The sequence below is a fragment of the Streptomyces murinus genome (assembly GCF_002154555.1).
GTDB lineage: Bacteria > Actinomycetota > Actinomycetes > Streptomycetales > Streptomycetaceae > Streptomyces > Streptomyces murinus.
In genome coordinates, this window is sequence record NZ_MUNF01000188.1 from 1 (window position 1) to 11,151 (window position 11,151).

12 protein-coding genes and 1 pseudogene are annotated in these 11,151 nt (G+C 71.9%); 8 read left to right on the forward strand and 5 right to left on the reverse strand.

Going from position 1 to position 11,151, the window contains the following annotated elements:
* Positions 1 to 190, reverse strand: a 190-nt coding sequence (locus CCN72_RS13570; RefSeq protein ID WP_143664096.1) for a GntR family transcriptional regulator, incomplete at its 3' end; no start/stop codon positions are given.
* A 178-nt stretch (positions 191 to 368) separates the two neighbouring features.
* Between CCN72_RS13570 and CCN72_RS13575 the strand changes: the two genes are divergently transcribed.
* From CCN72_RS13575 to CCN72_RS13585, 3 genes and pseudogenes are all read left to right on the forward strand, one after another.
* Positions 369 to 1,604 carry an FAD-dependent monooxygenase gene (locus CCN72_RS13575; RefSeq protein WP_086807748.1) on the forward strand — a complete coding sequence of 412 codons (1,236 nt, stop codon included), beginning with the start codon at positions 369 to 371 and terminating at the stop codon, positions 1,602 to 1,604.
* 338 nt (positions 1,605 to 1,942) lie between these two features.
* Positions 1,943 to 2,389: a DUF6027 family protein gene (locus CCN72_RS13580; RefSeq protein ID WP_232987881.1), complete on the forward strand. Its 447-nt coding sequence runs from the start codon at positions 1,943 to 1,945 to the stop codon at positions 2,387 to 2,389.
* 101 nt (positions 2,390 to 2,490) lie between these two features.
* Positions 2,491 to 2,952: pseudogene (locus CCN72_RS13585) on the forward strand (nucleotide triphosphate diphosphatase NUDT15); the annotation flags it as partial.
* 97 nt (positions 2,953 to 3,049) lie between these two features.
* On the opposite strand, the gene htpG reads toward CCN72_RS13585, so the two are convergent.
* The 4 genes from htpG to crcB (CCN72_RS13605) all read right to left on the reverse strand — a co-directional run bounded on the left by htpG (position 3,050) and on the right by crcB (CCN72_RS13605) (position 6,191).
* The gene (gene htpG / locus CCN72_RS13590) at positions 3,050 to 4,951 is read right to left on the reverse strand and encodes a molecular chaperone HtpG (protein ID WP_086807750.1); all 1,902 of its coding nucleotides are present in this window, start codon (positions 4,949 to 4,951) and stop codon (positions 3,050 to 3,052) included.
* A gap of 81 nt (positions 4,952 to 5,032) precedes the next feature.
* Entirely contained in the window at positions 5,033 to 5,407 is a 375-nt protein-coding gene (gene crcB / locus CCN72_RS13595) for a fluoride efflux transporter CrcB (protein ID WP_086807751.1), read from the reverse strand.
* Entirely contained in the window at positions 5,404 to 5,757 is a 354-nt protein-coding gene (locus tag CCN72_RS13600; protein WP_085567936.1) for a DUF190 domain-containing protein, read from the reverse strand. Before CCN72_RS13600 ends, crcB (CCN72_RS13595) begins: the two co-directional genes overlap by 4 nt.
* Entirely contained in the window at positions 5,754 to 6,191 is a 438-nt protein-coding gene (gene crcB, locus CCN72_RS13605; protein ID WP_244174215.1) for a fluoride efflux transporter CrcB, read from the reverse strand. Before crcB (CCN72_RS13605) ends, CCN72_RS13600 begins: the two co-directional genes overlap by 4 nt.
* 315 nt (positions 6,192 to 6,506) lie before the next feature.
* On the opposite strand from crcB (CCN72_RS13605), the gene CCN72_RS13610 reads away from it, so the two are divergent.
* From CCN72_RS13610 to CCN72_RS13630, 5 genes are all read left to right on the forward strand, one after another.
* Positions 6,507 to 7,601 carry an NAD(P)-dependent alcohol dehydrogenase gene (locus CCN72_RS13610; protein ID WP_086807752.1) on the forward strand — a complete coding sequence of 365 codons (1,095 nt, stop codon included), beginning with the start codon at positions 6,507 to 6,509 and terminating at the stop codon, positions 7,599 to 7,601.
* Positions 7,602 to 7,675: 74 nt separating this feature from the next.
* Positions 7,676 to 8,539 carry an LLM class flavin-dependent oxidoreductase gene (locus CCN72_RS13615; RefSeq protein WP_086807753.1) on the forward strand — a complete coding sequence of 288 codons (864 nt, stop codon included), beginning with the start codon at positions 7,676 to 7,678 and terminating at the stop codon, positions 8,537 to 8,539.
* Between the two features lie 133 nt (positions 8,540 to 8,672).
* A complete protein-coding gene (locus CCN72_RS13620; RefSeq protein WP_085567932.1) occupies positions 8,673 to 9,014 on the forward strand; it encodes an ArsR/SmtB family transcription factor in 342 nt (113 codons plus the stop codon).
* Positions 9,011 to 10,744 (forward strand): SulP family inorganic anion transporter, encoded by a 1,734-nt coding sequence (locus CCN72_RS13625; protein WP_086807754.1) that lies wholly within the window; start codon positions 9,011 to 9,013, stop codon positions 10,742 to 10,744. Before CCN72_RS13620 ends, CCN72_RS13625 begins: the two co-directional genes overlap by 4 nt.
* A 49-nt stretch (positions 10,745 to 10,793) precedes the next feature.
* Positions 10,794 to 11,151 (forward strand): ATP-binding protein (locus CCN72_RS13630; protein ID WP_086807755.1); only part of this gene is annotated, 358 nt, incomplete at its 3' end.

The window sequence follows — 11,151 nt, forward strand, 5'->3', positions numbered from 1 at the left end:
CGGCGCGGACCAGGCCCTCGTGGCGCAGCTCGGTCAGCACCTTGGTGGCCGTCGCCATGGCCACACCCCACCGGCGGGTGATCTCCCGGGTCGAGGGCACGCGTTCGCCCGGCGCCAGTTCGCCCGTCTCGATCCGCCGTCGCAGCTCGCCGACGATCTGACCGGAGCGCGACACCGCCTGTCCGCTCATCGGCATCCTCCGTACTAGTGCACTGAAGGGGGCCATCGTAAGCCCGTGACACCGCGCGATACGCCCGTACGGCCCCCTCCCAACGCTCCCACGCACTAGTGCACTGCACCGTAATTCCCCTGACCAGCAGGCCGTTTCACGCTTGCGCACTAGCTTGCGTACGGCGTACATTCGCGTCATGACCGACAACGAGATACTCATCTGCGGCGCCGGCATCGCGGGGCCCGCGCTGGCGTACTGGCTACGCGAGGGGGGCTTCACGGTCACGATCGTGGAGCGGGCGCCGGCGCCCCGGCCGGGCGGGCAGACCGTGGATCTGCGCGGCGCCGGCCGTACCGTCATCGAACGCATGGGCCTGATGGAGCGGGCCAGGGCGGAGAGCGTGGACCAGCGCGGGCTCGCCCTCGTCGACGCCGCCGGACGCGTCACCGCCGCCCTGCCCGCCGACAGCTTCGGCGGCGAGGGGATCGTCTCCGAGATCGAGATCCTCCGGGGCGATCTCGCCCGGCTGCTGTACGAGGCGAGCCTGCCCGACACGGAGTACCTGTTCGACGACACGATCACCGCGCTGGAGCAGGACGCGGACGGGGTCACGGTCACCTTCGAGCGGGCCGCGCCACGCCGGTTCGGGATGGTCGTCGGCGCGGACGGGCCGCACTCCGTGGTGCGCGCGCTGGCCTTCGGCCCGGAGCGGGAGTTCGTCCGCCCGCTCGGCCTCTACACGGCCTGGTTCACCGCCACCGACGACCTGGACCTCGACGGCTGGTACATGATGCACAACGCGCCACCCGGTCTGGTCGCCTCCGCCCGGCCCGGCCGGCTGCCCGGCGAGATCAAGGCGGGCCTCAGCTTCCGCTCGGCGCCCCTCGCCTACGACCGCCGGGACATCGCCGCCCAACACGAGCTGCTGGCCCGGCGGTTCGCCCACGTCGGCTGGGAGGCCCCGCGGCTGCTGCGGGCGATGCGCACCGCCCCGGACTTCTTCCTCGACTCCATGGGCCAGGTCCGCCTCGACGGCTGGTCGCGCGGCCGGGTCGCGCTGCTGGGCGACGCCGGGTACTGCGCGACCCCGCTGACCGGCCTCGGAACCAGTCTCGCGCTGGTCGGCGCGTACGTACTGGCCGGCGAACTGGCCACGGCCGGGGGCGACCACCGGACCGCGCTGCGCCGCTACGACGAGGTCATGCGCCCGTACGTCGACCAGGCCCAGCAGCTCCCGCCGGGCGGCGCCTCCGGATACGCGCCCACGAGCCGCCTCGGCATCCGGCTGCGGGACCTCTCCATGCGGCAGATGACCCGCCGGCCGATGCGGAACGTGCTCGCCGCGCAGTTCGCCAAGGCCGGGAACATCGAGCTGCCCGCGTACGGCTGGGGCTCACAACTCCGCGGGCGACGACAGGAGTTCGGTGTCTGACCGGGGGCGGCGGTGAGGAACGCGGGGGGGCTGCGCGCACCGCCGTACGACAGGGCGGATGCCGGAGCGATCCGAGGAGCCGAGCTCCAGCAGGGCGGAGGCGAGGTCCGCTACATGGACGGGGCACCGGAGATGTTGCCGGTGAACAGCGCCCCGGCACGCCGATGTTCAGTCGGGTGCGTGCGACGACGGTCTCCGGGACCGGCACACCCCCTCGCGCTCCCGGCGGCGGCCTTCGCGGCGCCGCCGCGAGGAAGCCGCTGCCGCCGATGGCGAGGTGCGTCAGGCTGGGCCTTGCCCGAAGTCCGGGAGCGACGCCGAGAGGGAGGCCGAGGCGGATGACCACCATGCCGCATGAGGAGCACGAGGAGACGGGTCCGCGGGAGGAGCCGGTGATCCGGCTGCACCGCTGGGACGCCGACTGGCCGGACGACGATCCGCACGCCAACTTCAAGTCGGACGTCGTCCTTTACGGACGGCTCGATCCGCTGGCCACCCTGCGGGGCATGGCCGAGAACCTGGACATCCCGGTCGGCGCCCTCGCCCGCTATGTGCTGGCGCGCTGGGCGACCGGCGGCAGCGGGGGTCTGCTGGAGGTCGGGCCGGTGATGGTGCACCGGCTGTGGGAGCCGATCGCCGAGGCGGAGCGGCAGGACAGCGACAGCGAGCGGCTGCGGGCGTACCACCAGCTGCGGCAGATGATCGCCTGGCTCAAGCTGCCGCTGGACGAACCGAGTGTCTATCCGGCCCAGTTCGAGGACGGTCCGGCCGACACCACCCGGTGAACTGCTGGAACCATGGTGACGGCCACCCGTTTCGGCGGGCCGCCCGCCCACGTACCCCGCTCTCCCAGGAGTTCCCCGTGTCCGCACCGGACGTCGACACCGTCACCAGCCGTGAACGCTCCGCCAAGCCCCCCGTCCCGCATGCCGCGCTCGGCGTGGGCGCGATCGTCCTCGGCGAGCGGGGCGTCCTCCTCGGCCGCCACCAGCGCGGCACCCTCGAACTCCCCGGCGGCACCGTGGAGCCCGGGGAGTCCCTGGAGCAGACCGTCGTACGGGAACTCGCCGAGGAGACCGGGCTGATCGCGCGCACCGAGGACGTCGGGCTGCTGGGCACGCTGGTCGACCATGTCGAGGACGTCGTACGGGTCACCGTCGGCGCCCTGGTCACCGCGTGGCGGGGCGAACCGGCCACCCAGCCGGACGAGCGGGTCGGCGACTGGGCCTGGTACCCCCTGGACAAGCTGCCCGACGGCCTGTTCGTGTGCAGCGCGCAGATCCTCACCGCGTGGCGCCCCGAACTGCGCATCGCGCACACCCCGGCGCATTTCACCCCGTACGCCTAGGAAGACCCCGTACGCCGGGGAAGGGAGGGCGGCCGCCGCACCACACCGGCACGGCGGCCGCACACCGACACGGCGGCCGCCCTCCCCCGTACGTCCCCTACAGCGCCTTCTCCAGCCGCTCCGCCATCAGCTTCACGAAGCGGGCCGGCTCCTTCGGCTGGCCGCCCTCCGCCAGGACCGCGAGGCCGTACAACAGCTCGGCGGTCTCGGCGAGTTCGGTGCCGTCGCCGTGCTCGGTGTACGCCTCGTTGAGCCCCTGGACCAGGGCGTGGCCGGGGTTGAGTTCGAGGATGCGCTTGGCCCGGGGGACCTCCTGGCCCATGGCGCGGTACATGTTCTCCAGGGCCGGGGTGAGTTCATGCGCGTCGGAGACGACACAGGCCGGGGAGACGGTGAGCCGGGAGGACAGCCGTACCTCCTTGATGTCGTCCTCCAGCCGCTTGCCCATCCACTCCAGCAGACCGGCGTACGCCTCGTTCCGCTTCTCCCGCTCGTCCTCGGCGCCCTCGTCCTCGCTCTTCGCGTCGAGGTCGAACTCGCCCTTGGCGACGGAGCGCAGCTTCTTGCCCTCGTACTCGCCGACCGCGTCGACCCACACCTCGTCCACGGCGTCGGTGAGCAGCAGCACCTCGATGCCCCGGTCGCGGAACGCCTCCATGTGCGGGGAGTTCTCGATGGCCTGGCGGGATTCGCCGGTCAGGTAGTAGATGTCCTCCTGGCCGTCCTTCATCCGCTCCAGGTACTGCTTCAGCGTGGTCGGCTCGCTCTCGTGGTGCGTGCTCGCGAACGAGGAGACGGCGAGCAGGGCCTCGCGGTTCTCCGCGTCGGTGACCAGGCCCTCCTTGAGGACGGTGCCGAACTCCCGCCAGAACGTGGCGTAGCGGTCCGACTCCTCGCCCATCAGGTCCTTGACCGTGGAGAGGACCTTCTTGGTGAGCCGGCGGCGCATCATCTCGATGTGGCGGTCCTGCTGGAGGATCTCGCGGGAGACGTTGAGCGTGAGGTCGGCCGCGTCCACGACGCCCTTGACGAAGCGGAGGTACGGCGGCAGCAGCGCCTCGCAGTCGTCCATGATGAACACGCGCTTGACGTAGAGCTGTACGCCCCGGCGGAAGTCCCGGGTGAACAGGTCGTGGGGGGCGTGTTCGGGCAGGAAGAGCAGCGCCTGGTACTCGAAGGTGCCCTCCGCCTGGAGCCGGATGGTCTCCAGCGGGTCGCGCCAGTCGTGCCCGATGTGCTTGTACAGCTCGTGGTACTCGTCGTCGGACACCTGGTCGCGGGGCCGCGCCCACAGCGCCTTCATGGAGTTGAGGGTCTCGGGCGCCGGCTCCTCGCCGTCGGCCGGGGTCTCGGTCACCATCCTGATCGGCCAGGTGATGAAGTCCGAGTACCGCTTGACGATCTCCCTGATCTTCCAGGGCGAGGCGTAGTCGTGGAGCTGGTTCTCCGGGTCGGCCGGCTTGAGGTGCAGGGTGACCGAGGTGCCCTGCGGCGCGTCCTCGACCGCGGTCAGGGTGTACGTCCCCTCACCGCGCGAGGTCCAGCGGGTGCCCTGGCTCTCCCCGGCCCGCCGGGTCACCAGGGTCACCTCGTCGGCCACCATGAAGCCGGAGTAGAAGCCCACGCCGAACTGGCCGATGAGCCCCTCCTCACCGGCCGCGTCCTTGGACTCGCGCAGCTCGCGCAGGAATTCGGCGGTGCCGGAGTTGGCGATGGTGCCGATGAGCTGCCCGACCTCGTCGTAGGACATACCGATGCCGTTGTCCCGCACGGTGAGCGTGCGGGCCTCGCTGTCGATGTCCAACTCGATGTGCAGGTCGGACACTTCGACGTCGAGCGCGTCGTCCCGCAGCTTCTCCAGGCGCAGCTTGTCCAGCGCGTCGGAGGCGTTGGAGACGAGCTCGCGCAGAAAGACATCCTTGTTCGAGTACACGGAGTGGATCATCAGCTGGAGCAGCTGACGGGCCTCCACCTGAAACTCAAACGTCTGCGTCGACATGTTCGCGGATACCTCACAGGTCCTGTCGTCCGAACTGGGCGCCAAACACTGTAAAACACCACGTCGGAGCAGGAGGCCAGATCAGGCCCAGAGGGACTGCGCGAGCGCGGCTCCCATGAAGGCGGCACCGAGTCCGGCGACGATGCTCGCGACGACGTTGGCGGCGGCGAAGAAGCGCGCCCCGTCCTCGGCGAGCCGCAGCGTCTCGTAGGAGAACGTGGAGTACGTGGTCAGCGCCCCGCACAGCCCGGTGCCGATCAGCAGCTGGAAGTCCGAGGACATCCCGCCCGCGACGACCGCCCCGGTGATCAGGCCGAGAATGAGGCTGCCGACGACATTGACGGTGAAGGTGCCCCAGGGGAAGACGGTGTCGTGCCTGGACTGCACGGTGCGGTCGGTCAGATAGCGCAGTGGTGCGCCGACGGCGGCTCCGGCGATGACCAGCAGCCAGTTCACGAACTCTCCTTGTCGTCATGGCCGCCCGGGCACACGATCTCGCAGTGGTCGATGGTCACCAGGCCCTCGCCGACCAGCTCGTCGAGCTGGGGCAGGAAGGCCCGGACCCGTTGTTCGGTGTCGACGACGACCACGGCCACCGGCAGGTCCTCGCTGAGGGACAGCAGCCGGCTGGTGTGGATCAGGGAGGTCGCCCCGAATCCCTCCACGCCCCGGAACACGCTGGCGCCGGAAAGTCCGGCCCGGTGTGCCCGGTGCACGATCTCGGCGAAGAGGGGCTTGTGGTGCCACATGTCGTCCTCGCCGACGAGGACTGTGAGCCGGACGCCGGGAACGGTCGTTGTCGTCATGATGTTCTCCACTCGATGACGCGCCGGGTGAGGTGCGCGGTGGTCCAGACGGCCGCGAGGGCGCCGAGCGCGGTCGCGACGAGGTCAAGCAGGCCGGTGGTGGCCCGGCCGGTGTCGGTCAGGCGCTCGATGTCCACGGTGTAGGTGGAGAAGGTGGTGAATCCGCCGAGCACACCGGTGCCGAAGAAGGGTCTGACCAGACGGTGCCCGGCGCCGATGTCGGTGATGACGACCATGAGGACGCCGATGACGGCGCAGCCGCTGACGTTCACCCAGAACGTGGTCCACGGGAAGGCACCGGACGCGGTCGGCCACAGCAGCGCGGTGGCGTAGCGGGCGCAGGCCCCGAGGGCGCCGCCGACGGCGATGGCCGCGAGGACCGGTCCCTGCGTGCGCCAGGGCACGCCCCGAGGGGCCGGCGCGCGCCGCTCGATGCCGCGTTCGGTGGATGCGTTCAGCGCGGTCCGCTCTGCCACATGGGCCTCCTCGTACAGGGCGCCCAGGGCATGCCGGGGCGCACTTCGTCATAAGGAGGGACCATTGGCGGCGACATCGCCGCGGTTGGGTACGGCGGGACCCACCGCCGTGCGGGGACCGAGGTCGCACCGCGCAACCAGGATAGCGCGCGGCGGGTAGAGCCTGATGACGGGCCCGGCATCCGAGACGGCCGCACGCGTGTGCGGGTGGTCCGGGGCCCCGGTCGGGGTAGTCCTCCGGCAGTCACGGCCCCCGCGGGAATGAGGTCCCCCATGCGTATCCGAGCCGCCGTCACCGACACCCCGGGCGGGCCGTTCACCGTGCGCGAGGTGGACCTCGAAGTGCCGCGCCCGCGCGAGGTGTTGGTGCGGATCACCGCCGCGGGGGTGTGCCACACCGATCTGAGCAGCCAGGCCGCCTGGCCGGCGGAGCTGATGCCGATGGTGTTCGGGCACGAGGGCACGGGGGTGGTCGAGGCCGTGGGGGCGGCGGTGACCGGGGTCACACCGGGAGACCATGTCGTCCTCACCTTCCACAGCTGCGGCGCGTGCGCGCAGTGCGCGGCCGGTCATCCCGCGTACTGCCGTTCGATGCGCGCCCTGAACGCCTCGGGCGGACGGGCGGACGGCAGTACGCCGCTGTCCCGGGGCGGCGCGCCGGTGCGCGGCGCGTTCTTCGGCCAGTCCAGCTTCGCCACCCACGCCCTCGCCCATGAGCGCAACACCGTGCGGATCCCGGCCGATCTGCCGCCCGCGGTGGCCGCGCCGCTGGGCTGCGGGGTGCAGACCGGGGCCGGTACGGTCCTCAACCGGCTGCGGCCCGAGCCGGGCAGCTCGCTCGTGGTGATCGGGGCGGGCGGTGTCGGCCTCAGCGCGGTGATGGCCGGCGTGCTCGCGGGCTGTGATCCGGTCGTCGTCGTGGAGCCGGTGGCGTCCCGGCGCGCGGTGGCGGTGAGCCTCGGGGCGAAGGCCGCCCTGGATCCCGCCGACGGCGACGGGATCGTGGCGGCGCTGCTGGATCTCACGGGCGGCGGGGCGCGTCACATCGTGGACACCACCAGCAGCCCGCAGATGCTCGCCCGCGCCCTCGGCGCGCTGCGGCACCGGGGCGACCTGGCGCTCACCGGGATCGGCACGGAGGTGTCGTTCGACGTGATGAGCCTGCTGAGCAAGGGTGTCCGGCTGCACGGGGTGATCGAGGGGGACGCGGATCCGGCGCGTTTCATCCCCGAGCTGATCGCCCTGTACCGGCAGGGCCGCTTCCCGGTCGACCGGCTCGTCACCACGTTCCCCTTCGAGGACATCGAGGCGGCGGTGCGCGGGATGCGCGACGGCACCGCGATCAAGCCGGTGCTCGTCCTCGACTGAGCGACGCCCCGAAATGAACGGCGCCCCGGGTAACGGTGATTGCCGGAGGGCGGCGCGCTGCTCATGATGTCGGGATGCGCTTCTCCGTGAACGTACCCAACTTCGGTGACTTCGCCGACCCCCGTGCCGTCGCGACCGTGGCCGTCGCCGCCGAACAGGCGGGCTGGGACGGGCTGTTCGTCTGGGACCACGTACTGCACCGGCGGCACCAGGGGCGGCCCTTCGGCGATCCCTGGATGCTGCTGACGGCGGCCGCCCTGGCGACCTCCCGTATCCGCCTGGGCACGCTGCTGACGCCGGTGCCCCGGTACCGCCCGCAGCAACTGGCCCGGCAGGTCGCCACGCTGGACCAGCTGAGCGGCGGCCGGGTGATCTTCGGGGCGGGCCTGGGCGGTCCGGTCGAGGACGAGTACGAGAGCTTCGGCGACACCGCCGCGCCGCGCGAGCTGGCCGGGCGGCTGGACGAGGGCCTGGAGCTGCTGGCCCGCTTCTGGTCCGGCGCGCCGGTGGACCACCAGGGCCCTCACTACACGGCCCGGGACGTGACCCTGCTGCCCGCCACCGTCCAGCGGCCCCGCCCACCCGTCTGGATCGGCGGTTTCTGGCCGCGCCGCGCACCCATGCGCCGGGCGGCGCGCTGGGACGGCGCCGCGCCGCTCTTCGAGAGCGCCCGGCACGGGCAGGTCCCTGACGTGGCCGAGGTGCGCGAGCTGATCGCCTATGTGCGCGGGCAGCGTACGACGGGGGGCGAGCGCCCCTTCGAGTTCGTCCTCGGCGGTGCCACCCCGACGGACCCGGCCGGGGCCAGGGACGTGATCGGACCGCTGCGTGACGCCGGTGCCACCTGGTGGGACGAGCGGCAGCTCCACGGCGGGCGCGATCTGGACCAGCTGGAGCCGGTGCTGCGGCGTGTGGAGGCGGGGCCGCCGACGCTCTGACGGGATTCAAAGCCCCTCAGCGGGCCCGGCATACCCCCACATACCCTCGCGAAGCGAATAGCTGAATTGCGAAAGTTTGCAATTGGTTAGATGCTATGTTCGTTGTATTCGCTGAGAGGGAAGTCGAGGGATCGTGTCGGTTCCGCTGTATCAGGCGAAGGCCGAGTTCTTCCGGATGCTCGGTCACCCCGTACGGATACGGGTGCTGGAGCTGCTCCAGGACGGCCCCCGGCCGGTCCGGGAGCTGCTCGCCGCCATAGAGGTGGAGCCCTCCAGCCTCTCCCAGCAGCTGGCCGTGCTGCGCCGCTCCGGGATCGTCACCTCCACCCGTGAGGGCTCGACGGTCGTCTACCAGCTCTCCGGCGGTGATGTGGCCGACCTGATGCGGGCCGCCCGCCGGATCCTCACCGAGATGCTCACCGGGCAGCACGAACTGCTCACCGAACTGCGGGAAGCCGAGGTCTCCGCCCGATGAGCACCGCCCTCACCCGGGGGGTACGGACCGTACGTACCCGGATCACCTCCCTGCTGCCCGGCCGCGCGGACCTCGTCGCGGTACGCCGCGATCCGCGCCGGGACCTCCTCGCCGGTCTCACCGTCGCGATCGTCGCGCTCCCGCTCGCCCTCGGCTTCGGTGTCTCCTCCGGCCTCGGCGCCGAGGCGGGCCTGGCCACCGCGGTGATCGCGGGCGCGGTCGCGGCCGTGTTCGGCGGCTCCAACCTCCAGGTGTCGGGTCCGACCGGCGCCATGACCGTCGTCCTGGTGCCGATCGTGGGCCAGTACGGGCCCACCGGTGTGCTGACCGTCGGCCTGATGGCCGGTGTCCTGCTGATGGTGCTGGCCGTGCTGCGTGCCGGTAAGTACATGCAGTACGTGCCCGCTCCCGTGGTGGAGGGCTTCACCCTCGGCATCGCCTGTGTGATCGGGCTCCAGCAGGTGCCGAACGCGCTCGGCGTGCCCACGCCCAAGGGCGACAAGGTGCTGGTGGTGACCTGGCGGGCGTTCGAGGAGTTCGCGAAGGCGCCGAACTGGACCGCCGTGGGGCTCGCGCTCGCCGTGGCCGCGGTGATGCTGCTCGGCGCCCGCTGGCGGCCCACGATCCCGTTCTCCATCCTCGCCGTGATCGCCGCGACCGTCGTCGCCCAGCTCGCCCACCTGGACGCGGCCAAGCCGATCGGCGACCTGCCGTCCGGGCTGCCCGCGCCCTCCCTCGCCTTCCTCCACCTCGGCGACCTGGGCTCCCTGACGGCGCCGGCCGTGGCGGTCGCCGCGCTGGCCGCCCTGGAGTCCCTGCTCTCGGCGTCGGTAGCGGACGGCATGACCGTCGGACAGAAGCACGACCCGGACCGCGAGCTGTTCGGCCAGGGCCTGGCCAATATCGCCGCCCCGCTGTTCGGCGGTGTGCCGGCCACCGGCGCGATCGCGCGCACGGCGGTCAACGTACGGACCGGAGCCGGTTCCCGCACCGCCGCGTTCACCCACGCCGTGGTCCTCGCGGTGATCGTCTTCGCCGCCTCGCCGCTGGTCGCGAAGATCCCGCTGGCCGCCCTCGCGGGTGTGCTGCTGGCCACGGCCGTGCGCATGGTCGAGGTCGGCTCGCTCAAGGCCATGGCCCGGGCGACCCGCTCGGACGCGGTGATACTCGTCCTGACCGCGGTCGGCACCCTCGCCCTGGACCTCGTCTACGCCGTGATCATCGGTCTCGCCGTGGCCGGCGCCCTCGCGCTGCGCGCCGTGGCCCGGCAGGCCCGCCTGGACCGGGTGCCGCTGGACCGGGGCGACCACAGCGCGGAGGAGCACGCACTGCTCGCCGAGCACATCGTGGCGTACCGGCTCGACGGGCCGCTGTTCTTCGCCGGGGCGCACCGCTTCCTGCTGGAGCTGACCGAGGTCGCCGACGTCCGGGTGGTGATCCTGCGCATGTCGCGGGTGTCGACCATCGACGCCACCGGCGCCCTGGTGCTGAAGGACGCGGTGGAGAAGCTGCGCCGGCGCGGCATCGTCGTCCTGGCCTCCGGCATACGGCCCGGACAGCTGCGCGTCCTCGACTCGGTCGGCGCGCTGGAACTGCTGCGGCCCGACGGCCTGGACTACGCCACCACCCCCGAGGCGATCCATGCGGCCCGCGGCCATCTGGATGGCGTCGTGCCCGCGCTGCCCGCGCAGCGGACCGCCCCGGCGCCCAGTGAGGAAGCCGTCCGATGAGCGGGACCTCCAGCGCGGGAGACCACCACCCAGGCCCGACGGAGCGATGATGTCCCAGGCCCTTCAGGCCCTTCCCCACCGCCATGTGCTCACCCTGCCCGCCGTCCCCAAGGCGGTGCGGGTCGCACGGGAGACCGCCGAACAGACCCTCGTGGAATGGGGCATCGGGCTGCGCCATCGCGCGGTGGACCCGGCGCTGCTGATCCTCAGCGAGCTGGTCACCAACAGCGTCCGGCACGCCGCCCATGTCTCCCCCGAGGTCACCGTCATCTACGCGGCCGCCCACGACTGCTTCGCCTTCGCCGTGCACGACCGCCACCCCCACAAGCCGCATCTGCGCACCGCGCTCACCGGACCGGGGGGCCTGGCCACCGTGATGGAACTGGTCCTCGGCCTGGGCGGCACCG